The sequence below is a fragment of the Arthrobacter sp. THG-b23 genome (genome assembly GCF_059091265.1).
The window spans coordinates 48,645-70,368 of record NZ_JBNHGM010000008.1 but is presented as its reverse complement, the minus strand read 5'-3'; the positions used below and the strand labels follow the sequence as shown (position 1 = coordinate 70,368).

20 protein-coding genes and 3 tRNA genes are annotated in these 21,724 nt (G+C 67.5%); 13 read left to right on the top strand and 10 right to left on the bottom strand.

Going from position 1 to position 21,724, the window contains the following annotated elements; translation table 11 throughout:
* Nucleotides 1-201 precede the first annotated feature (201 nt).
* The gene (locus tag AC5RVD_RS13920; RefSeq protein ID WP_494127235.1) at nt 202-1,149 is read right to left on the bottom strand and encodes a type IV toxin-antitoxin system AbiEi family antitoxin domain-containing protein; all 948 of its coding nucleotides are present in this window, start codon (nt 1,147-1,149) and stop codon (nt 202-204) included.
* A 388-nt stretch (nt 1,150-1,537) separates the two neighbouring features.
* Between AC5RVD_RS13920 and metG the strand changes: the two genes are divergently transcribed.
* Complete coding sequence (gene metG / locus AC5RVD_RS13915; protein WP_494127234.1) at nt 1,538-3,097, top strand: methionine--tRNA ligase; 1,560 nt, start codon at nt 1,538-1,540, stop codon at nt 3,095-3,097.
* A gap of 3 nt (nt 3,098-3,100) precedes the next feature.
* On the opposite strand, the gene AC5RVD_RS13910 is transcribed toward metG, so the two are convergent.
* Nucleotides 3,101-3,619 carry a hypothetical protein gene (locus AC5RVD_RS13910; protein WP_494111289.1) on the bottom strand — a complete coding sequence of 173 codons (519 nt, stop codon included), beginning with the start codon at nt 3,617-3,619 and terminating at the stop codon, nt 3,101-3,103.
* A gap of 207 nt (nt 3,620-3,826) precedes the next feature.
* Complete coding sequence (locus tag AC5RVD_RS13905) at nt 3,827-5,233, bottom strand: APC family permease (RefSeq protein WP_494111290.1); 1,407 nt, start codon at nt 5,231-5,233, stop codon at nt 3,827-3,829.
* Between the two features lie 181 nt (nt 5,234-5,414).
* Between AC5RVD_RS13905 and AC5RVD_RS13900 the strand changes: the two genes are divergently transcribed.
* Nucleotides 5,415-5,741 carry a cupin domain-containing protein gene (locus AC5RVD_RS13900; protein WP_494111291.1) on the top strand — a complete coding sequence of 109 codons (327 nt, stop codon included), beginning with the start codon at nt 5,415-5,417 and terminating at the stop codon, nt 5,739-5,741.
* Nucleotides 5,742-5,874: 133 nt separating this feature from the next.
* Here the strand turns inward: AC5RVD_RS13900 and AC5RVD_RS13895 are convergent, their stop codons facing one another.
* Nucleotides 5,875-8,391 carry an ABC transporter permease gene (locus AC5RVD_RS13895; RefSeq protein WP_494127233.1) on the bottom strand — a complete coding sequence of 839 codons (2,517 nt, stop codon included), beginning with the start codon at nt 8,389-8,391 and terminating at the stop codon, nt 5,875-5,877.
* Between the two features lie 3 nt (nt 8,392-8,394).
* Nucleotides 8,395-9,168, bottom strand: a complete 774-nt coding sequence (locus AC5RVD_RS13890; RefSeq protein ID WP_494127232.1) for an ABC transporter ATP-binding protein — start codon at nt 9,166-9,168, stop codon at nt 8,395-8,397.
* A 181-nt stretch (nt 9,169-9,349) separates the two neighbouring features.
* Here AC5RVD_RS13890 and AC5RVD_RS13885 point away from each other — a divergent pair, with 181 nt between their 5' ends.
* Nucleotides 9,350-10,471 carry an LCP family protein gene (locus tag AC5RVD_RS13885; protein WP_494127231.1) on the top strand — a complete coding sequence of 374 codons (1,122 nt, stop codon included), beginning with the start codon at nt 9,350-9,352 and terminating at the stop codon, nt 10,469-10,471.
* Nucleotides 10,472-10,569: 98 nt separating this feature from the next.
* Here AC5RVD_RS13885 and AC5RVD_RS13880 read toward each other — a convergent pair whose 3' ends face one another.
* From AC5RVD_RS13880 to AC5RVD_RS13870, 3 genes are all read right to left on the bottom strand, one after another.
* Nucleotides 10,570-11,403, bottom strand: coding sequence for a DUF2382 domain-containing protein (locus AC5RVD_RS13880; protein WP_494127230.1), 834 nt, complete (start codon nt 11,401-11,403; stop codon nt 10,570-10,572).
* A gap of 266 nt (nt 11,404-11,669) precedes the next feature.
* Entirely contained in the window at nt 11,670-12,371 is a 702-nt protein-coding gene (locus tag AC5RVD_RS13875; protein ID WP_494127229.1) for a response regulator, read from the bottom strand.
* An 81-nt stretch (nt 12,372-12,452) separates the two neighbouring features.
* On the bottom strand, nt 12,453-13,634 hold the full coding sequence (locus AC5RVD_RS13870; protein WP_494127228.1) for a sensor histidine kinase: 1,182 nt from the start codon (nt 13,632-13,634) through the stop codon (nt 12,453-12,455).
* A gap of 126 nt (nt 13,635-13,760) precedes the next feature.
* On the opposite strand from AC5RVD_RS13870, the gene AC5RVD_RS13865 reads away from it, so the two are divergent.
* The 3 genes from AC5RVD_RS13865 to AC5RVD_RS13855 all read left to right on the top strand — a co-directional run bounded on the left by AC5RVD_RS13865 (nt 13,761) and on the right by AC5RVD_RS13855 (nt 16,444).
* Nucleotides 13,761-14,825 carry a 3-isopropylmalate dehydrogenase gene (locus tag AC5RVD_RS13865; RefSeq protein ID WP_494127227.1) on the top strand — a complete coding sequence of 355 codons (1,065 nt, stop codon included), beginning with the start codon at nt 13,761-13,763 and terminating at the stop codon, nt 14,823-14,825.
* Nucleotides 14,826-14,889: 64 nt separating this feature from the next.
* A complete protein-coding gene (locus AC5RVD_RS13860) occupies nt 14,890-15,993 on the top strand; it encodes a branched-chain amino acid aminotransferase (RefSeq protein WP_494127226.1) in 1,104 nt (367 codons plus the stop codon).
* 76 nt (nt 15,994-16,069) lie between these two features.
* Nucleotides 16,070-16,444, top strand: a complete 375-nt coding sequence (locus tag AC5RVD_RS13855; RefSeq protein WP_494127225.1) for a DUF1304 family protein — start codon at nt 16,070-16,072, stop codon at nt 16,442-16,444.
* A 71-nt stretch (nt 16,445-16,515) separates the two neighbouring features.
* On the opposite strand, the gene AC5RVD_RS13850 is transcribed toward AC5RVD_RS13855, so the two are convergent.
* Nucleotides 16,516-17,136: a hypothetical protein gene (locus AC5RVD_RS13850; protein ID WP_494127224.1), complete on the bottom strand. Its 621-nt coding sequence runs from the start codon at nt 17,134-17,136 to the stop codon at nt 16,516-16,518.
* A 64-nt stretch (nt 17,137-17,200) separates the two neighbouring features.
* Nucleotides 17,201-17,599, bottom strand: a complete 399-nt coding sequence (locus tag AC5RVD_RS13845; RefSeq protein WP_494127223.1) for a DUF7793 family protein — start codon at nt 17,597-17,599, stop codon at nt 17,201-17,203.
* 214 nt (nt 17,600-17,813) lie between these two features.
* Here AC5RVD_RS13845 and AC5RVD_RS13840 point away from each other — a divergent pair, with 214 nt between their 5' ends.
* The 7 genes from AC5RVD_RS13840 to AC5RVD_RS13810 all read left to right on the top strand — a co-directional run bounded on the left by AC5RVD_RS13840 (nt 17,814) and on the right by AC5RVD_RS13810 (nt 21,680).
* Nucleotides 17,814-18,605 carry an MBL fold metallo-hydrolase gene (locus tag AC5RVD_RS13840; RefSeq protein WP_494127222.1) on the top strand — a complete coding sequence of 264 codons (792 nt, stop codon included), beginning with the start codon at nt 17,814-17,816 and terminating at the stop codon, nt 18,603-18,605.
* A 63-nt stretch (nt 18,606-18,668) separates the two neighbouring features.
* Nucleotides 18,669-19,442: a fumarylacetoacetate hydrolase family protein gene (locus AC5RVD_RS13835; protein ID WP_494111304.1), complete on the top strand. Its 774-nt coding sequence runs from the start codon at nt 18,669-18,671 to the stop codon at nt 19,440-19,442.
* A gap of 4 nt (nt 19,443-19,446) precedes the next feature.
* Nucleotides 19,447-19,647, top strand: a complete 201-nt coding sequence (locus AC5RVD_RS13830) for a hypothetical protein (protein ID WP_494111305.1) — start codon at nt 19,447-19,449, stop codon at nt 19,645-19,647.
* A gap of 56 nt (nt 19,648-19,703) precedes the next feature.
* On the top strand, nt 19,704-21,203 hold the full coding sequence (gltX, locus tag AC5RVD_RS13825) for a glutamate--tRNA ligase (protein ID WP_494127221.1): 1,500 nt from the start codon (nt 19,704-19,706) through the stop codon (nt 21,201-21,203).
* Between the two features lie 143 nt (nt 21,204-21,346).
* Nucleotides 21,347-21,418: transfer RNA gene (locus AC5RVD_RS13820), tRNA-Gln, on the top strand.
* Nucleotides 21,419-21,481: 63 nt separating this feature from the next.
* Nucleotides 21,482-21,554, top strand: a tRNA-Glu gene (locus AC5RVD_RS13815).
* A 50-nt stretch (nt 21,555-21,604) separates the two neighbouring features.
* Nucleotides 21,605-21,680, top strand: a tRNA-Glu gene (locus AC5RVD_RS13810).
* The last annotated feature ends 44 nt before the right edge of the window (nt 21,681-21,724 follow it).

Here is a 21,724-nt window from a genome sequence, read left to right as displayed (position 1 = left end):
TATTCCGACGGGCCCGGGCGTCCGCCGGCGGCAGGCGGGCGGCCCGGCGTCGGCCGGCAACACGCCGGCGGGCGTCCGCCCACCTAAGTTGGCGGATTCCCGAAACTGTTCTTCCGGTGCAGGGTAAATCCTTCAGTGCAGGTTCCATACCACCTGCCCTGACCGATAAACCCTGTCGCGGGCTGGGTACGCCCCAGTACTTCAAGCAGCCGGGTGCCGGCCCCATGCGGAGACGGCTCGGTTGTAGGCCCTGGCGATGCGGTTCCTCAGGGTCGCCTCGTGGTCCAGCTCTGGCCAGCGGACGCGGACAAAGCTCCAGCCGCATTCCATCAGCGCGGTTTCTCGTTTCCGTTCTTCCAACAGGACAGTGTCAGTCGGCGCCCGGCTGTACTTTATGTCGCCGTCGAACTCCAGGATCAGCATCAGCTCTGGCCATGCCAAGTCTGCACGATACCTTCCGCTGGCTGTGCCGATTTCATACTGCAAAACCGGCGGCGGGAATCCCCACTCGATAACCTTGAGCCGGAGCCTGGTTTCGCCTGCGGACTCGCTCATGCCGCTAGCGGCGGCTAACACTCGTCGGGCTTTGCGGACATTCGCGTAGCCGGTTTGTTTCTCGAGGATTGCGTCAATACCTTCACGCCTCGCGCCGCCGCGCAGTGCCGAATCTGCAATGACCGTCGCCAGCTCAAAAGGAAGAAGCTTGGCACAGTCGACGACGGTGCGCTCCTTGTTGGTCAAGCGGAGGCCGTCCAGCGCCGCCACTTCATCATCGGCAACCATCAACTTGTGCCGTACCACGCCGGCGGAATTGTCTCCGTGCCGCGTTCGCTGGGCCACGTGGATCTCATGCGTCGCGTTCCAGACATCCATGCCCCACAGACGGGCAGCCGAGACGTGCGTGTAGACCAACTCAGAGCGCGTACCAAGATGATGGGCACGGATCGTCCAGACATCGCGAGTCCACGGTTTCAGCGTCCGCCAGTACGCTGCTGACGCATAGACACCGTGCCTTACCCTCACAATGTTCCGCACCCGGAGTGCTGCCGCTATCTCGCTTTCCTCGTAGTTTGAGTAACGCAACTCTGAAAAGGTCATCAACCGGGCTGGAGGGATATCCACCAACCGGGGAGCAGAAGAAGCAGGCATGGCACCAACGTGCCGCAACTCCCGCTTGGCGTCGATCCCGGCGGCTCAGCTGTGGATAAAGCGCGACGGCGGTGCACCCGCGCCTAGCGGCGCCGCCCGTGCCAGAGGACCGGGGTGCACCCTCGCCTAGCCTTGCCGAGGCCAGACGACGGCGGTGCTCCTCGCCCGGTGCGACACCGCGGCTGTCAGCCGTCGCCCGGCGCCGCGCGGTCGGTCCCGGGGCCCAGCTGTGGATAAAGCGCGACGGCGGCGCTCCTCGCCGGGTGGGACACCGCCGCTGTCAGCCGTCGCCCGGTCTCGCCCGCCACCCAGTCCTACCGGCTCACCACCCACCACCGAGCGCGTAGTGCATTTCGACACCGCCGAACGCAGAGGGTAATTTCATAGGGTGACCGCATCCGAGCCCAAGCCCCCGTTCTACATCACCACGGCCATCACGTACCCCAACGGCGTGCCGCATATCGGCCATGCCTACGAGTACATTGCGACCGACGCGATGGCCCGTTTCAAGCGCCTGGACGGCTACGACGTGATGTTTTTGACGGGCACGGACGAGCACGGCATGAAGATCGCCCAGACGGCCGCCAAGGAGGGCATCACCCCCAAGGAATTGGTGGACCGGAACACTGCGGCCTACAAATCGGCCCACCAGGTCCTGGAGATCTCCTACGACCGGTTCATCCGCACCACCGATGCCGACCACTACGCCGCCTCCCAGGCCATCTGGAAGAAGATGGAAGAGGCCGGGGACATCTACCTGGGCAAGTACGAGGGCTGGTACTCGGTCCGCGACGAGGCCTACTACGCCGAGGACGAGACCGAGCTCCGCGAAGACGGCAAGCGCTACTCCGTCCAGACCGACACCGAACTGACCTGGACAGAGGAGGAGAGTTACTTCTTCCGGCTCTCCAACTACCAGGACAAACTGCTCAAGCTCTACGAAGAGCACCCGGATTTCGGCGCCCCGCGCAGCCGCTTCAACGAGGTCATCAGCTTCGTCAAGGGCGGCCTGGAGGACCTGTCGATCTCCCGGACCACCTTCGACTGGGGCGTGCCGGTCCCGGGCAACGAGAAGCACGTCATGTACGTCTGGGTGGACGCGCTGACCAACTACCTCACCGGCGTCGGCTACCCGGACACGGAGTCGGAGGCGTTCAAGAAGTTCTGGCCGGCCGACGTCCACGTGATCGGCAAGGACATCTCCCGCTTCCATGCCGTCTATTGGCCCGCCTTCCTGATGTCGGCCGGGCTGGAACTGCCCAAGCGCGTCATGATCCACGGCTTCCTGAACAACAACGGCGTGAAGATGTCCAAGTCGCTGGGCAACGTGGTCGCCCCCGCCGAATGGGTGGCACAGTACGGCCTGGACCAGGTGCGCTTCTTCCTGCTGCGCGAGGTCCCCTTCGGCGCCGACGGCTCCTACAACCATGACGCCGTGGTCGGCCGGATGAACGCCGATTTGGCCAACAACCTGGGCAACCTCGCCCAGCGGTCGCTATCCATGGTGGCGAAGAACTGCGAGAGCAAGGTGCCGCAGCCCGCCACGCTCGCCCCCGAGGACCACGAGCTGCTGGCCCGCACCGAGCGCCTCCTTGAGAAGTCCCGGGCGGCCTACGAGGTCCAGGACTTCCACGGGTCGCTCGAGGCCATCTGGACCGTGCTCGGCGACACCAACGCGTACTTCGCGGACCAGGCTCCCTGGGTGCTGCGCAAGACCGACGTGGAGCGGATGAACACCGTGCTCTACGTGACGCTGGAGGTGCTGCGCATCGTCTCCATTCTGGTCCAGCCAGTCATGCCCACCGCGGCGGGCAAACTGCTGGACGTGCTGGGACAGGACGACGACGGCGCCCGCGACTTCGCTGCCATCGGCACGGCTTTGGTGCCGGGCACCCCGCTGCCGGCGCCCACGCCGATCTTCCCGAAGTACGAAGAACCGGCCGGGTAACCCCTACCCGCCCGGCAGGAAGCGCCGGGCCGCAGTCGCGGCCATGATGCGCTCCACTCGCTTCTGCTGGTCCACCGCCTTGGCTTCGAGTTCTTGGAAGCGGGTGGCGTCCAGCCGGTGGTCCCTGGGCGCCAGGACGGTCAGGACCTGCCACATGCACTGCTTGCCGCGCAGGGCGGAAAGCAGCGATTCGAGTTCCAACTGGGCGCCCACCCCGCCCGAAGCGCGCGTGGGGTTGAGCGGATTCACCTTGCTGGCGATGGCGCCGGCCATTGAGCCGAGCTGCTTGAGCTTGTTGCGCCGGTAACCGAGGCTGCGGTGCAGGGCCTTCAGTTCCTTGCGCTCTGCGGACACCTCGTCACGCAGCTTCCGGAACTCGGCCTCCTCCGGTGTTCCCGCCCACGACTGGCGGACGGCATCGAACAGCTGGACGCCGGCAGCCGAACCCACCAGGTGGTAGTCCAGATAGGCGGCGAGGTTCTCTTGGTCCAGTGTCCCTGTCCGGTGTTTTTTAGCGGCCATGGCCTTCCTTCCTGCTGGCTCTCATCACACCCGCGGCCGTTCCCATCGGGCCGCCGGCGTCGTCATCCCGCGGACGGCCTCCGCCGTCGTTGTTTCACTGTCCTTACCCAGCCAGGCCCCGGGTCAATCACCTGGCTCCGCCACATCGGCCGCTTCGTCAAACGCTGGTTTGGTCAGTAGCCCGGTTCCGTCAACCGCCCAGTTCCGTCAACCGCCCAGTTCCTCCGGGCTGCGGAACCTCGTCTTCCTGCCGTATGCGCCGCGGTTCCAGAGCCACGTGAGCAGCCACAGCAACAGGCCGAGGCCGATCAGCAGGCCGGCAATCTGGTACTCGATGGGATCCTGCGCCCACGGGCCCACCAGGAAGAGGCAGGTGGCCATGCCGAGGTAGGGCAGCACGGTGGGGGTCCGGAAGTGCTTGCGGTCGACCGGTTTCCGGCGCAGGACCAGCACCGCCAGGTTCACGATCGTGAAGACACCCAGCAACAGCAGGGCAGTGGTGCCGCCCAGCGCGGCGACGGTGTCGGTCCCCATGAAGTTGGTGACCACGAAGATCAGGACGAACGCAATGAGCGTGGTGAAGATGATCGAGGCCCAGGGCGAGCGGCGGTTCGGGTGGACCTTGCCCAGGAACCGAGGCAGCACGTCCTGGCGCGCCATGCCGTAGAGCAGGCGGCTGGCCATCAGCATGTTGATCAGCGCCGTGTTGGCCACGGCGAACATGGACAGGAACGGGTAGATCACGTCCACCGGGAAGCCCGGCGCACCGACCGAAACGACTTCGAGCAGCGGCGTCGGGCTTTCCGACAGCTGCCCGATCGGCACTATGGCCACCGCGGTGATGGACACGAGCACGTACACGACCACGGTGATGCCCAGGCCGGTCAGCATGACCTTGGGGAAGGTCGTGACGGGATCCTTGGTCTCTTCGGCCATGTTCACCGAATCCTCGAAGCCCACGAAGGAGAAGAAGGCCAGCGAGGTGGCGGCGGTGATGGCCAGGAAAACGCCCTTGTCCTCCGAGGTCTCGAACACCATCACCCGGCTGAAGTCCACGTTTCCCTGGCTCATCGCCCAGAAGCCGATGAATATCACGATCAGGAGGCCGGTGAACTCCACCACCGTCAGCACCACGTTGAACTTCACCGATTCGCTGACGCCGCGGAAGTTGATGCCCGCCAGGACGGCCATGAAGATGATCGCCACCCAGGTCACGCCGGTCTGGTTCCAGTCCAGATTGAACCCGGCAATGAAGTTCTCGCCCAGGAACTTGGCGGCGGTGGAGGCGGACGTGATGCCGGAACTGAGCACGGCGAACGTCACCAAAAAGGTGAGGAAATGGACGCCGAAAGCCTTGTGCGTGTACAGCGCGGCCCCGGCGGCCTGCGGGTACTTGGTGACCAGCTCCAGATAGGAGAAGGCGGTGATGGTGGCCACCACGAACGCGAGCAGCAACGGAGCCCAGGCCGCGCCGCCCACCTCGCCGGCCACCTGCCCGGTCAGCGCGTAGACACCCGTGCCCAGGATGTCACCCACAATGAACAGCAGCAGGAGTTTTGGTCCTATCGCCCGTTTCAGCTCCGGCTGCTTTTCGGTTGCGGTGGAACCGCTCATGCCCTTTCCTCCGTCCTCACGGCGCTCTGCACTGGCCTGTCCGGCCAACGTAGCACCAGGCCCCGCCGATGTCTCCGCCGCGGTGTCCGGCGGGGGAGCGGGCCGCCGATTGTTCTTGCCTAGGCCTGCGGGCATGCGGTCGGTAGAGTGTCCGCTACCCGCCGACCGGAAGGCCGCTCCGATGACCTACAAGGCCCTGTCCCTCGCCAGCCTGCGTCCTGCCTCGGGAGCCGCCGTCTTCCATGGCAGCGCATACGGCGCCCACGCGTCCTTCTTCGTGAACTCGCGCGGTGCCGAACGCCACCGCCATCCCTACGAGGAAATCTTCGTACTGCTCGACGGCGAGATCGACTTCACGATCGACGGCCAGCCGGGCCAGGCGGGCGCGGAAACCGTGATCGTCATCCCGCCGTACGCCTGGCACGAGTTCACGGCCACCACCGCGGACGGCGTGAAGATGGTGAACATTCATCCCGTCGCCCAGATGCAGACCGAATGGGCCAAATAGGCGTCCCAGCCGGGCCCAGGCCGGGGCCGGTTAGCACCGGTTTGCGGCAGCAGGTGCCCTTTCCGCGGATGAACCGCGTCGGCGGGAGGGGCACCCGCTGACCTGCGATGAGCGTACGACGGCGGCTTCCCGGCTAGACCGTCGCCAGGCCTTCCACGGGGGAGAGGCGGGCAGCCCGGCGGGCAGGCATCACGGAGGCGAGCAGCCCGGCCACCACGGCCACGGCCAGCACCCCGAGCAGCTGCAGCCACGGGACGTCCGGCACCACGCTGGCGAACGCGCCGAGCGCCGACTGCGCCCCCAGCCAGCCGTAGACCGCGCCGAGCGCCGATCCGATCAGCGCGGCGACGCCGGCGATCAGCACGGCCTCGAGCGCCAGCATCCCGCGCAACTGCGACTTGGTCAGCCCGAGCGCGCGCAGCAGCGAAGACTCCTGCGTGCGCTCCAGCACGGAGAGCGAGAGCGTGTTGGCCACACCCACCAGCGCGATCAGCACCGCCACCGCCAACAGTCCGGTGACCACGAGCAGCAGCACGTCGATCACCTGGTTGAACGCGGCACGCTCCACGGCGGCACCGGAAACCTGATACTCGTCCACGTCGAGCCCGGCGGCCAGCTCGGTCCGCAGTTCCAGGAGCGCCCCGGCGTCCAGGTCCCGGTCCACGGATACCCACAGTTGCGGCAGCGCGGAGTAGTAGTCCGGGGAGTCGGCGGCGGGCGGCTCGGGCACGCCGATCTCGGCGGCCACGGCGGCGGAGATCAGCGGCGGCAGCGTGCGGCTGTCGGCCTCCACCACGGTCAGTTCCTTCGACCCCCGGCTGCCTGTCACGGTCAGTGTCTCCAGGCCCGAGCCCTGCGGCAACAGTACGGTGTTCCCGTCCAGCTCCAGCGAGCCGTCCTGCAGCAAGCCCATCTGCTCCGGCGCCAACTGGTACACGCCCGTGCGCTGGCCGTGCACGTCGGCAAAGCCGCCGTTCGTGACTAGGCCGGCGGCAGCGACGCCGTCGTACGCGGCCGCGGTGGCTGCGGCGGAGGGGGCCAGCGGTTCCCCGCCGAGCGTGAGGTTTCCGACCGCCAGGTCCACCGGATACTCCGCGCCCAGCTGGGCGTCGAACGCGGTCCGGGCGGTCTGCGCCCCGGTCATCATCATCGCCACCAGCGTGACGCCGATCAGCAGCGCGGTGGCCGTGGCGGAGGTCCGCCCCGGGTTGCGCACCGCGTTTACCGCGGCCAGCTTGCCCGGCACTCCCGCGGGCCTCGCCAGCGCGCCGACGGCGGTGACCAGCGGCGGCACGAACAGGGTGGCGCACAGCAGCAGTCCGATGAAGGAGAGCATGCCGCCGGGCAGGGCGATCAGCAGGTTCGCGGTCAGCGCCCCGAGGGCCAGCAGAACGGCACCGCCCACGGTGAGGGCGGCGCCGATCGCGAGCCGGACCTTGCCCTTGCGGTTGCCGGCGCGGGCCTCATCGGCCGGCCGCAGGGCGGCCAGCGGTGCCACCCGGGTTGCGGCACGGGCCGGAGCGAGGGCGGCCAGCACGGTCATGAGGATGCCCACCGCGAGGCCGACGGCGATGGCCGACGGCGGCACGGCCAGCGCGGCGAACTCGGTGTCCGGTTGCCCCTGCAGCACGGCGATGACGCCGGCCATCAGGGCCACCGCGCCCAGCGCGCCCAGCAGGGAGGCTCCGACGCCGACCAGCAGCGCCTCCGCCAGCACCGCGTTCCGGATCTGCCCGCGGTCCGCGCCAATGCAGCGCAGCAGAGCCAGCTCGTGGGTCCGCTGGGCGATGAGGACCGAGAAGGTGTTGGCTACCACCAGTGCCGAAACCAGCAGGGCCACCAGCGCGAACGCCAACAGCACGATGGTCAGCTGGTCGCTGCCGCCGGTCAGGCCGGCCACCACGGCCTTGGTCTGTTTCGCGGCCGTGTTCACGGTGGCGTCGCCGAAGCCGGCCTCCGCCAGGGCCGCGGCGACCGCGTCCTGCACCGCGTCCGCCTCGGCGCCCGGGGCCAGATCCAGCTGGATGTTGTGCAGCTGCGGTCCGGCCTCGCCGGCCAGCTGCCGCACCAGGGGGTCACCGGCGAAGAACTGCGGCTGGCCCATCATGAACGGGTCCTTGGACGGCTTGACGATCCCGGAAACAATCAGGCCGGTGCCCGCAGCGGCGATGTCCTCGGCGGCGACCATCCCGGCGGCGGGCGCCAGCTCCAGGGTGTCGCCGACTGCCAGACCCTGCTTCTCGGCAGTCCCGGCGTCAACCGCGACCTCGCCGCCAGCCGGCAGGGCGCCTTCGAGCAGCTCCAGGTTGTCGAGTCCGTCGGGGGCAGTATTCTGCGCTACGCCGTACCCCGCGTCGGCCGGGGATCCGAACGCGACTGGTGCCATCCCTTGCGCGTACACCTCCCCGGCGCCCTGGGTGGCGGCCACCGCCTCGACGGCAGCCGCATCCAGCGGCCGGTCCGGCGGGCCGGACACCACCAGGTCGGCGTTCCGGAAACCGGCGCCGATGCTGTTGCCCAGCGAGGCCTCGGTGGACGCGTTGACCATCAGCGTGGCGGTCAGGAATCCCACCGCCATCACCACGGCCAGCCCGACGGCGATGAACCGCCGTGCGTGCTGCCGTACCTGTGCTAGCGCTACCTGCAGCATGGCTCAGGCTCCCAGTTTGGCCAAGGCGGCCAGGATCGCGTCGGTGTCGGGCCGGTCGAGTTCGCCAACCAGCGCGCCGTCGTTCATCAGCACCACCCGGTCCGCGTAGGAGGCGGCCATCGGGTCGTGGGTGACCATGATGATGGACTGGCCCATCTCCTGGCAGGACCGGCGCAGCAGCGAGAGCACCTCCGCGCCCACCTTCGAGTCCAGGTTGCCGGTGGGCTCGTCTCCGAATACGACGTCGGGGCGCGTCAGGAGCGCCCGCGCCACGGCGACGCGCTGCTGTTGACCGCCGGAGAGCTCGTGCGGGCGATGCGCCAGCCGGTCCGTCAACCCGAGCGTTGAGGTGACATAGCGGAACCACTCCTGGTCCACCGAGCCGTTGGCCAGGGAGATCGGCAGCGTGATGTTCTGCTCGGCGGTCAGCGTGGGCACCAGGTTGAAGGCCTGAAACACGAAGCCCACCCGCTCGCGGCGCAGCTTGGTCAGCTGGGAGTCGTTCAGGGAGGTGATCTCGGTCCCGCCGATCCAGATGTTGCCGGAATCGGCGGTGTCCAGCCCGGCCAGGCAGTGCATCAGCGTGGACTTGCCCGAGCCCGACGGGCCCATGATCGCGGTGAACTTGCCGGCCTCGAAGCTGGCGTCCACGTCCTTGAGCGCGTGCACGCGGGTATCCCCGGTGCCGTAGGTCTTGTTCAGTCCGCGCGTCGCGGCGGCCGAGGTGGCGCCGCCCGAGGCGGCGCCGGCGGGTGATTGCTCAGTACTGGTAGTCATGCCCTTACGCTATGGAGGCCGCGCCTTCCGCGGATCGGCCGCAGGTCTGGTCTCTGCCGGCCGCCCGCTCATACCCTGGGTGGAGAGCGCAGGTTCGACGGGAAGGACGGCCTTGGCCCGGACACGGCCGTCATCCGGTGAAACCTTTGCGCAGCAGCCGCGTAAGCGGGAACATAAAGCCATGAAACTTGCCCGCCTCGCCGCGCTCCCGCTCGTATCCCTGCTCCTCCTGACCGGCTGCGCGCCGAAGGACGAGCAGGCCCGCCCGCTGCATTCGGCGACTCCCAGCCCCAGCATGGTGGAGACGGGCGACATGCCCGAAGCCCTGGCCAAACTGGCGACGGCAATCTACGAGGGCGGAGACGTCGCGGCCAACAAGATGACTGCCGGTGCGCTCGCCGACCGGGCCCCGGTCGAAGCCAAAACCACTGTCAAGGCCGCGACCGGCGAATGGAACGGACAGGACATGGCCGTCCTGACCTCGGGCGACGACGTGACCCTCGCCGTCGACAAGGACGGAACCTGGACGGCGGTGGGTGGCTGGTGGCCCTCGCTCGACGTCGACAAAACCGTCTTGGGCGGCAAGCGCCACGTCCTGATCATCGGCTCCGACGCCCAGAAGAGTAAGGGCGAGAAGGTCCGGGAAGCGCGGGCCGATGCCCTTCAGGTGGTCGGCGTGGACGGGAAGGGCGGAGGAGGCATCCTGGGCATTCCGCGTGACCTCTGGGTGGACATGCCGGGCGGCGGGCAGGCAAAGATTAACGCGGCCATGATGCGGGGCGGACCCAAGGCGCAGCAGAAGGTCGTGGCCGACGTGACCGGCCTGAAGGTGGAGGGCTACATCCTCACCGGTTTCAAGGGTTTCGAGGGTTTGGTCGACAAAATAGGCGGCCTCACCGTCAACGCCCCTATCCCGGTGCTTGACGTCAAGGCGGGGAAGAGCAAGCTCGACGGCGAGACCGCGCTTGACTATGCCCGGGAGCGGAAAACCCTGCAAAACGGCGACTTCGGCCGCTCTGCGCACCAGGGCGTCCTGCTGGTGGGATTCGCCGCCTTGGCCAAAATGAACGGCCCGGCCGGGCTGGTCGACCTGCTCTCCGCCGCGAATCCGCTGGTCGAGACCAACCTGAGCGCGGAGCAGGCGCTGACGCTGGGCGCCTGGGTCTACAAGACCGATCCGGCCAAGGTTGGGCGCGAAGTCCCCGAGCCCGGATTCGGCTACAGCGCCGACGGCCAGTACATGCTGCCCATGGATGCCAAGACCCGCAAGATCTTCGGTTCCTTCACCGACGGCAATTTGTAAGCGCGCCGTCGAACAGCCTTTTGCAACCCGCCCGGGCAAACGAAAGGCCGGGGCGGGAGTGCTCCCTGCCCCGGCCGTTCGCGTCGGCCAGCCCTGGGCTAGCGGCGACGGGTGTCGTTGTCGGTGCCGTCGCTCTCGATGTGTTCCTTACGGACCTCTTCGTCGACCCTGACCTCGTCGGTGACGGTGTCCTTTTCGAGCCGGACCCGTTCCACCGGGACGGTCTCCTTCTCCACAACCGGCCGTTCCTCGTGAAGCGTGACCTCGTGTTCCTCTTCGCTCAGATCTGGGCCCGCCATGGCGTCACCGCGGTTGGCGTCGGTGATCGGTTCGCGTTCGATGCGCACTTCCTCGCGCTGGACCGGAACGGTCGTGGTGACATTTTCGGTGGTGACGTACTTGCGCAGCCTGGCCCGGCCGGTCGCCTGCCGCTCGGTGCCGACATGCAGGCGCTCCTCGGAGCGGGTCATGGCGTCATCGGTAGTGGGCCCGGAGGTGTCCCGGCCCACCGTGCCCGGTGCGTCGCCGGTACGCGTGCCGCGGGTGTCATCGGTGTCGTACCGTCCGGTGGTGCCGGTGCCGGTGCCGGTCGTGGCGTCGGTGTAAGTCCGGCCGCCGCCCAGCTGGTAGTGCTCGTAGAGCCGGTCCTCCTCTGCGGGCTCAAGGTAGCCGTCCACGTCAACCCGCGGGGCGTCCTTGATCTGGTCCTTGGTGTAGGGAACCACGATGTCGTTACCTTCGATGCGTGCGGCTTCGAGCGGGACGAATGATTCCGAGGAGCCGAACAGGCCGGTCTTGGCCGTGACCCAGGTGGGCCGACCGCTGTCGTCATCGGCATAGATCTGCCCGATGGAGCCTATTTTGTCCCCGTCGTTCGTGACAACGTTTCCTCCGCGGTTGAGCAGACCGTCGATTTGTTCTTGGGCGAGCATGGTGTCTCCTTAGGATTCGTCCGATGTCTCTGGAGCGTCCGGGTCTTAGGCGGGTCCCGGTCTTTGGAGGGTCCGGTGCCCGTGTTGGGCATGATCCCCGCAGCCCTTAACGATTTAACCTAAGCATGCTTATTAATCCTTGGCAAGGCCCCCGGGAAGCGCGGCCACACGAGGGGCCGGAGCCCAAGCCCACAGCTCGTCGCCATGCTCATCGGCCCGCGGCGAGGGGAAATGCCAAAGCCGGAGGCGCGCCCGACGCCGAGCCCCTAAGGGGTGACCACACCGGTTTCGTAGGCGATCAGCACGGCCTGCACCCGGTCGCGGGCGTTCAGCTTGGCGAGGATGTGCCCCACGTGGGTCTTCACCGTGGCCTCCGACAGGAACAGCCCGGCGGCGATCTCCGGGTTGGACAGCCCCCGGGCGATCAGCGTGAACACCTCGCGTTCCCGGGCGGTGAGTGACGCGACGGCCTGGTGGTTGCGGCTGAGGGACGGACCGGGAGTGCGCAGCAGCGGTGCCACATGGTCCAGCAGCCGCCGGGTGGTCGACGGGGCTATGACGGCGTCCCCCCGGTAGACGGTGCGGATGGCTTCCAGCAGCTCCTCCGGCGGCGCGTCCTTGAGCAAAAATCCGCTGGCCCCGGCCTGGATGGCGGCCAACGCGTATTCGTCCAGGTCGAACGTGGTCAGCACCACCACCTTCAGCTCCGCCCGGTCCGAACCGTTCGGCTGCGCTGCGGCGGTCTCGAGCAGCCTGGTGGTCGCCTCAATCCCGTCCATGCCCGGCATCCGCACATCCATGAGTACGACGTCGGCGCGCACCTTCGCGAGCGCGCTCACCGCCTCGCGCCCATCGCCTGCCTCGGCCACCACGTCAAGGTCGGGTTGGGAGTTAATCAGCATTTTAAAGCCGCCGCGGACCAGCTTCTGGTCGTCCACCAGTGCAACGCGGATAGGGGAGTCGGTCATCGGGATCTTTCTGGGTCGGCGGTCCGGCCGGCCTGCAACGGTTTCCGCGGGAGCGCGGTCGCTCGGCGGGCGTGCGGGGGCTCAGGCTTCGGTGTAGGGGATGAAGGCGCGGACGCGGTATCCGCCGCCGGTGCGCGGGCCGGCCTCCACGGTTCCATCGTAGAGCGCCAGCCGTTCGGCCATTCCCGTCAGGCCCTGCCGGCTGCCGGCGGTGGCGGGGTCGGCGGCGGCTCCTCGGCCGTCGTCGTCAATCTGCAATCCCAGCCCGCGGGCGGTCCAGTGCAGGCGGACCTGCGCGGAGGCCTCCGGGCCGGCATGCTTGAGGACGTTGGTCAGGCCTTCCTGCACCACCCGGTAGGCAGTCAGCTCGGCGCCGCCCGGCATCGGGCGCCGCGGCCCGCCGGCCTGTTCCAGTTGCACCGTGAGCCCGGAGCGCCGGACGGTTTCCACGAGGGTTTCCACATCGGCCAACGTCGGCAGCGGCCGGGTCGACGCGACCTCATCCCCGCGCAGCACTCCCAGCAGCCGGCGCATGTCCCCAAGCGAGGTCCGGCCGGTGTCCGCAATGGTCGCCAGGGTTTCCGTGGCCACCGCCGGGTTCTGTGCGCTGGCGTACCGGGCGCCGTCGGCCTGCGTGATGATCACCGAGAGCGAGTGCGCCACAATATCGTGCATCTCGCGGGCGATGTGGCTGCGCTCGTCGGCGGCGGCCAAGTCCCGCTCCTGCTGCCGCTCCACCTCCAGCCGGCGGGCCCGGTCCTCAAGTGCCTGCACAGTAAGCCGGCGGTTCCGCACCAGGTCGCCGAAGGTCCAGCAGACCAGCACCACGGCATCGATCGCCACGAGTGCGATCAGGTAGAACGGGGCGGTGCCGGCGGTGAGCGGATCCGTGATCATGTACCGCACCACATACAGGGCACCGCCGAGCAGCGCCAGCACCAGTCCGCCCAGGCTCGCCCCGCGCGGTCCGTAGGCTGCCAGCGAGTACACCGTGGCCAGGACAAAAATGTGGGCCGGAACAGGCTCGGCCAGGAACGCGACGTTCAGCAGTGCGGCAACGGCCATGGCCACGCCCGATTGCCACGGACGGGTCCGCCGCCAGGCGAGGGGGATGATCAGCAGGGCGGAGAGGATGAACGGCGCCATGCTGCCCATGGCCACATAGGACAGCGGCAGGACGGCGAACGCCGCCAGCATCAGGATCAGGTCGACCTTGCCGGTGTTGGCGTGGAGCCAGCGGTAGATGGTGTGGTGCATGCCCATGACGGAAAACTCTATGCTGCGGGCGAGGCCGTCCGCGTCATGCCCAGGTCTGAGGTTGCCGCGCGCTTTGTTCACATTTTGGGACGGTTTGCCCAGAATGTGGAACGGTTTCCTAAACTTGAAGCCATGAGCGCAGCAGCAAAGGCATTTTCCCTGGCAGTCATTCCCGGCGACGGCATCGGGCCGGAAGTCGTGGCGGAGGCGGTGAAGGTCCTCAAGGCGGCCACTGCCGACGGCGGTGCCACCTTCGACCTGACCGAGTACCCGCTGGGCGCCGAGCACTGGCTGGCCACCGGCGAGACCCTGCCCGAGGAAACACTGCAGCGGCTCCGCATGCATGACGCGATCCTGTTCGGCGCCGTCGGAGCTGCCCCCGGCGACACCCGGATCCCGTCCGGCGTCATCGAACGGGAGATGCTGCTCAAGCTGCGCTTCTCCCTCGACCACTACGTGAACCTGCGTCCGGCCAAGCTGCTGCCCGGCGTCCCCAGCCCGCTGGCAAACCCGGGCGACGTGGACTTCGTCGTCGTCCGCGAAGGAACCGAAGGGCCCTACGTGGGCAACGGCGGCGCCCTGCGCGTGGGCACTCCGCACGAAATCGCCACCGAGGTCTCGGTCAACACCGCCCACGGCGTGGAGCGCGTGGTCCGGGATGCCTTCCGCCGTGCGTCGGCACGCCGCAAGAAACTCACCCTGGTGCACAAGCACAACGTGCTGGTCCATGCCGGGCACCTGTGGCGGCGCACCGTGGAGACGGTCGGCGCCGAGTTCCCGGACGTCGCCGTCGACTACCTGCACATCGACGCGGCCACCATCTTCATGGTCACGGACCCGGCCCGCTTTGACGTGATCGTCACCGACAACCTGTTCGGCGACATCATCACCGACCTGGCCGCCGCGATCACCGGCGGCATCGGCCTGGCGGCGTCGGGCAATATCAACATGGACCGCACCGCGCCGTCCATGTTCGAGCCGGTCCACGGCTCGGCCCCGGACATTGCCGGCCAGCAGAAGGCCGACCCCACCGCGGCCATCCTGTCCGTGGCCCTGCTGCTGGAGCACCTGGGCCTGGCGGGCGAGGCGGCCCGCGTGCAGCGGGCCGTGGAGCACGACGTCGCTGCCCGGGGGAGTGCCCCCCGCACGACTGCCCAAATCGGCGATGCCATCACCGCCGCTTTGGCAGTAGGGTAGTTAACGGTTACTAACCAAAATCATTATTTGACGCACAAGGGCGTGCCCTCACCGCGGAGGAACCATGACTGAAACCCTCGAATTCACCCAGCAGCTCTCGGACCGTCCGAAGAGTGCCGAGGAGCGCGCCGCCATTTTGGCGAACCCGGGCTTCGGCAAGCACTTCACGGACCACACGGCCGTCGTCGACTACAAGGTCGACGCCGACGGCAAGGGCAGCTGGTCGAATGCGCGGATTGAGCCGTACGGGCCCATCATGATGGATCCGGCCGCCGCGGTGCTGCACTACGGCCAGGAGATTTTCGAGGGCCTGAAGGCCTACAAGCACGACGACGGATCCGTCTGGACCTTCCGGGCCGAGGCCAACGCCGCCCGCTTGAACACGTCGGCGCGCCGGCTGGCCCTTCCGGAGCTGCCGGAGGAAACCTTCATCGAGTCCCTGCGCCAACTGGTCACCACCGACAAGGCGTGGGTTCCCTCCGGCGACGGCGAAGCGCTGTACCTGCGCCCGTTCATGATCGCCACCGAGGCGTTCTTGGGCGTGCGCCCCGCCCACGAGGTCTCCTACCGCGTGATCGCCTCGCCGGCCGGCAACTACTTCGGCGGCGAGCTCAAGCCGGTGTCCATCTGGCTCTCCGACCGCTACTCCCGCGCCGGCGAAGGCGGTACCGGCGAGGCCAAGTGCGGCGGCAACTACGCCGCGTCGCTGGCCGCGCAGCTGGAAGCCGAAGCCAACGGCTGCCAGCAGGTGCTGTTCCTGGACAAGTTCAACGACAACGCAATCGAAGAGCTCGGCGGGATGAACGTGTTCTTCGTCTTCAAGGACGGCAGCCTGGTCACTCCGGAGCTGAACGGCCACATCCTGCACGGCGTCACCCGTTCCTCGGTGATCGAGCTGGCCAAGGACCGCGGCCTGGACGTGCAGGAACGCAAGATCACCATCGATGAATGGCGCGACGGCGTGGCAGCGGGGGACATCACCGAGGCCTTCGCCTGCGGCACGGCCGCCGTGATCACACCCATTGGCGAGCTGAAGGCCGACGGCTGGAGCATCGCCTCCCCGAGCGCCGGGTCCGGCGACGTGTCCATGTCCATCCGCCAGGAGCTGCTTGGCATCCAGACCGGCGCCGTGGAGGACTCGCGGGGCTGGCTCACCCGCCTGGCCTGACCGCCCGCCTGGCCTGACCGCCCGCCTGGCCTGACCGCCGCTTCCGTTGCGGCAACGGGCGGGCCACACTGGGTCCATGACGGTGGCGGCGTACGTCCTGGCGGCGCTCTTCGGTGTGGTGTTGATTGCCGTTGGCGCGGCGGAGGCCTTCTTCTACCGCGACCAGCGCTTCCACCGATTGTTCCTCATCCGGCCCGAGGACGTGGGCGCGGTCCGGCTATGGACCATCAACGTGGGCTTTTACAACATGGTGTGGGGGCTGGGCGCCCTCGCCGGCGTCATGATCGCCGCCGGCGGCAGCCCGGTTATCGGCGAGACCATGATCGCGTTCACCTGCATCGCCCACGTGATCCTCGGTGCCGTCCTCTGGTTCTCGGAACCCCGCCTGTGGCAGAGTGCGCTGGGCCAGTCGGTCCTGCCGCTGGTGGTCCTGCTGCTGTTGTTCCTCTGAGCCAGGATGACGACGGTAGGCCACACCCTCCGGCGGGGCGCACCTTCCGGGGCGCCCCGCCGTCACCGCGGTTACCGCTTCCGGGCGGCTGCCTTGCGTTCGGCGGCCTTTCGGGCCTTCTTGGAGACCGGCTTCAGCGCCTTGCGCTCGGCCTCTTCGGCGGCAATCCGGTTCTTCCGGGCATCCACCAGATCGTTCCACAGCGCGGTGGCGAAGCTGCCGCCGTCGCGCGCGTAGACCTCGTACGGGAAGGAGGCGAAGATCGAGGACGGCGACGCCGTCCCCGGGAGTTTCTTGCCGCTCTTCAGCGCGTACGCGTCGCCGAGCGCCCAGGTCTCCGACAGGAAGCGGGCCAGGTTCTCGCGAATGAACACGTTGGCGTCCGGGGCGTCCGCCGCCTGTTCCAGCAGGGCCTGCAGCCGGGAGGACGCCAGCGCCGCTGCGGCGGCGGCGGCATCCGCACCGCCCTCGGCGGCAGCCTCAAGCTCCGCGGTGAACTCCTGGACGGCGGATTCCCAGTCGGTGGTCTCGCGGTTTTTCTGCCAGGTGGGGAACCACACGATATCCCCGTTGGCGTGGTTGTGGATGTGCTGCATCCCGCTGTTGCGCTCGGCCACCGCATGGTCGTGCTCGGCCACGTCGTATTCGGCCAGCAAGTCGGCCAGGGACGTAGTGTTCTTGGTATCCGCCATGGAGTTTTTCCTTTTCGTGCAGCTGCAATGGTTCCATCAAGGGCAACCCCACTGCCGCTCGGACTTATTCCATCTCCACGGTGGCCGTGCGTCCGGCATGCGCCGCCAGCCACGCCCGAGCCTCAGCCTCGTCGTCGAAATAGCGGGCCGGGAAGTCATCGTGGGCGAAGATGCGCACAAAGAAGCTGGCGAGCACCCGGTCCACCGCCCCGTTGCCGAGCACTGCCAAGGCGACGGCCGACGTAAAGGTATCGGCGATCATCCGCGCCTCCGGAGTCACCCAGCGCACGCCGGCCATCTTCAACAGCACCGCCACCTGCCGGTCTCCGGCCACTTCGAAGAGGTGATCGACAACGTGCTGCGCGAGCTCGGCACCGACGCTGAGGCCGCCTCGGACAGTCAGCACCAGGAGGCCATCCCCGCCCAGCTGCACGTCGTATGTTGAATCAACTTTCTCCAGCACTGATCCCCCCATCCGGCTGGGAAGATGTGTGCATCGCCCAACCCTCGTCCGGCCGCCGTTGGCCGGACTGCAGGTGCCTAGCCTAGCCAACATCGTCAAGCCACCGGTACAGGCCGCCAAATGTGAACGGATGCCTTCCTTCCGGCGGAAAGGTCGACGGCGGTGCCAGCCGCCCCGCGCCGCCGACCTGCGGCGCGGGGCGGGGAGTGCGAGGATGAATCCTGTGACCGCTGAACAGAATCCCTCCCTTGTCCGCAGCAGTGAGCTGACCCGGTACCGGCTGGCCCCCAACCCGGGTCCGATGAGTCTGGACGGAACCCAGTCCTTCGTGATCGCCGCCCCGGGGAACAGTGGAGCGGTCGTTGTCGATCCCGGGCCGCTGGACGAGACGCATCTGGCCGAGCTGGCGGCGGCGGGAGAGGTGGAACTGGTCCTGATTACCCACCACCACATCGACCACACCGAAGCGAGCGAGCGCTTCCATGAAATGACCGGCGCCCCGGTGCGTGCCCTGGACGAAGCACTCTGTCATGGCGGCAAACCGCTGCGGGACGGCGAGGTGATTCGGGCGGGTGGCGTCGAGATCCGTGTGCTCGCCACTCCGGGCCACACCGCGGATTCGGTAAGCTTCCATCTTCCCGACGACGGACCACACGGCTCGGTGCTCACCGGCGACACCATCCTGGGCCGCGGCACCACCATCATCGCCTACCCGGACGGCAGGCTCGGCCCGTACCTGGATTCGCTGGCCCGACTGGAACTCCTCGGTCCGGCGAAGGTATTGCCGGCGCACGGCGGCACGCTCCCGGATCTTTCCGCCATCTGCCGCGAGTACGCCAGCCACCGCCACCTGCGCCTGGACCAGATCCGCGCCGCCCTGGAGCACCTCGGCGCCGACGCGACCATCGATGCGGTCACGGACCATGTCTACGCCGACATCGACCGCGCCGTCCGCCTCGCCGCCGAATCCTCCGTCGCCGCTCAGCTCGACTACCTGCGCGGCTGAGTTGTGCAGGTGTGGACTTGTCCCGTTTGAAATCCACGGGCCGGAAACCAGTAGGCTAAACCCATGCGCATAGCCCGGTTTGTCCTTGAATCCGACCCCCAGTACGGCATCGTCGAAGGCGAGGAGGGGAGCGAACAGGTCACCGTCATCGCCGGTGACCCGTTCTTTAACGGCATCCAGCCCACGGGTGCCCAACACAAGCTCGAGGACGTGCGGTTGCTCGCCCCGATCATTCCGCGCAGCAAGGTGATCGGCATCGGCCGCAACTATGCAGACCACATCCAGGAAATGGGCAACGAGACGCCGGCCGCCCCGCTGATGTTCCTCAAGCCCAACACCTCGGTCATCGGCCCGAACGAACCGCTCGTCCTGCCCGAATTCTCCGACGAAGTCTCCTACGAAGCCGAGCTCTGCGTGATCATCGGCCGGATCTGCAAGGACGTCCCGGTAGAGCGCGTGGACGAGGTCATCTTCGGCTACACCTGCGGCAACGACCTGACCGCCCGGGATGCGCAGCGCACGGACAACCAGTGGGCCCGCGCCAAGGGATTCGACGGCTCCGCCCCGCTCGGCCCGTGGATCGAGACCGAACTGGACACGGAAGGCCTCGCCATCCGCGGCCGGCTCGACGGCGAACTGAAGCAGGACGGCAATACCTCGCAGATGATCTGGGGCGTCAAGGAACTGGTGTCCTACGCCTCCCAGGCCTTCACCCTGCTCCCGGGCGACGTCATCATGACCGGCACCCCCGCCGGCGTCGGCACCATCGAATCCGGCCAGCGCTACGAGGTCGAGATCGAGGGCATCGGCACGCTCTCCAACACGGCCCGCCGCTGATCCCATGCCGGCACGCCGCCGCTCCTTCGGTGTCTTTGCGCTCGGATCGCTGGCCACGTTTTCCGTAGCAGCCCGGGCCACCCACTATTGGGGCGGCCCGGATTGGCTGGCGGGGACGTTTCTGGCGGTAGGCATCCTGTTGGCGCTCTATTACCTCTACCGATACACCGCCGGATGGCGCCGGAAGAAGCCACGCAAGAAGTAGCCGGGCTTCCGGCCCGGCAAGGGGCAGTGGCTTGGCAGACTAAACTGGAGCACATCATGACTACTGCTGCTGCCATCCCCACTGTCGACGACGAAACTCCTGTCCGTGTGCGCTTCTGCCCGTCTCCCACGGGCACGCCGCACGTAGGACTGATCCGGACTGCCCTGTTCAACTGGGCCTACGCCCGGCACACCGGCGGCACCATGGTGTTCCGGATCGAGGACACGGATGCCGCCCGCGACAGCGAGGAAAGCTACCAGCAGTTGCTGGAGGCGCTGAAGTGGCTGGGCATCACGTGGGACGAGGGCGTGGAGGTCGGCGGACCGCATGAACCGTACCGCCAGTCCCAGCGCGGCGACATCTACCAGGACGTCATCACGAAGCTCAAGGAAGCCGGCCACCTCTACGAGTCCTATTCCACCCCGGAAGAAGTCGAGGCCCGGCACAAGGCCGCCGGCCGCGACGTGAAGCTGGGCTACGACAACTTCGACCGGGAGCTGACGCGGGACCAGATCGCCGCGTTCAAGGCCGAGGGACGCGAACCGGTGCTGCGGGTCCGGATGCCGGACGAGGACATCACCTTCACCGACCTGGTGCGCGGGGAGATCACCTTCAAGGCCGGCAGCGTGCCGGACTTCGCCGTCGTCCGTGCCAATGGCAAACCGCTCTACACGCTGGTCAACCCGGTGGACGACGCGCTGATGGGCATCACCCACGTTCTCCGCGGGGAGGACCTGCTGTCCTCGACTCCCCGCCAGATCGCGCTCTACCGGGCGCTGGTGGACGTCGGGGTGGCCCGATGTATGCCGCTGTTCGGCCATCTCCCGTACGTGATGGGCCAGGGAAACAAGAAGCTTTCGAAGCGGGACCCCGAGTCCAACCTGTTCCTGCACCGGGAACGCGGTTTTATCCGCGAGGGCCTGCTCAACTATCTCTCCCTGTTGGGCTGGTCGCTGTCCGCCGACGAGGACATTTTCACCATCGACCAAATGGTGGAGGCCTTCGACATCCACGACGTCCTGGCCAACCCGGCGCGCTTCGACCTGAAGAAGGCCGAGGCGATCAACGGGACCCATGTGCGCCTGCTTGAACCCGGCGACTTCAAGCTCCGGTTGATCCCCTACCTGCAGCACGCCGGCCTGGTCGGGGAGTCGTTGACGGAACGCGAGCAGATGATCCTCGCCGACGCCGCGCCGCTGATCCAGGAGCGCATCACCTTGCTGGGCGAGGCGCCCGAGATGGTGGCGTTCCTCTTCAAGAACGACAACGAGATCGATATCGCCGACGATGCGCGCAAGGGCCTGCCCGAGAACCTGACGGAAGCCTTGGACGCCGCGCTGGCCGCGCTGGAACCCCTCCAGGAGTGGACGGCAGAGAACATCCAGGCAGCCTTGCGGTCGGCCTTGGTCGAGGGCCTGGGGCTTAAGCCGCGGCTGGCCTTCGGGCCGGTGCGCACCGCCATCTCCGGCCGTCGGATTTCGCCGCCGCTTTTCGAATCCATGGTGATCCTGGGCAAGGACTCCTCCTTGGCCCGCATCAAGGCCTTCCGCGGCTGACCGCGGGCCCGAACGACGCTCGGTCCAGCGGCCGCGCGTTGCTCGTTTTGCACTTTCGAGCAGGCATCCGGTAAAGTAATTACTCGTGCTGAGGCGCTAGGGAATGGGCGAGAGCCCGTTTCCAACGGCTCCGAAAGTGCCATTGGGATATGGTGTAATTGGCAACACAACGGTTTCTGGTACCGTCATTCTAGGTTCGAGTCCTGGTATCCCAGCGCTACAGTCTCCGCCACGGCGGAGACTGGATTGTGCGGAGCGCAAACTCCAAACAAACCTACGGCCCCATCGTATAGCGGCCTAGTACGCCGCCCTCTCACGGCGGTAACGCGGGTTCGAATCCCGCTGGGGTCACGGTCCGCCAAGGACAAGGCAGTGCAGGCCTTCAACTGTGCAAGCTATGCGGCCCCATCGTATAGCGGCCTAGTACGCCGCCCTCTCACGGCGGTAACGCGGGTTCGAATCCCGCTGGGGTCACCAACAGCCGGTCCCGGACATCCCGTCCAGGACCGGCTTTTTGTATG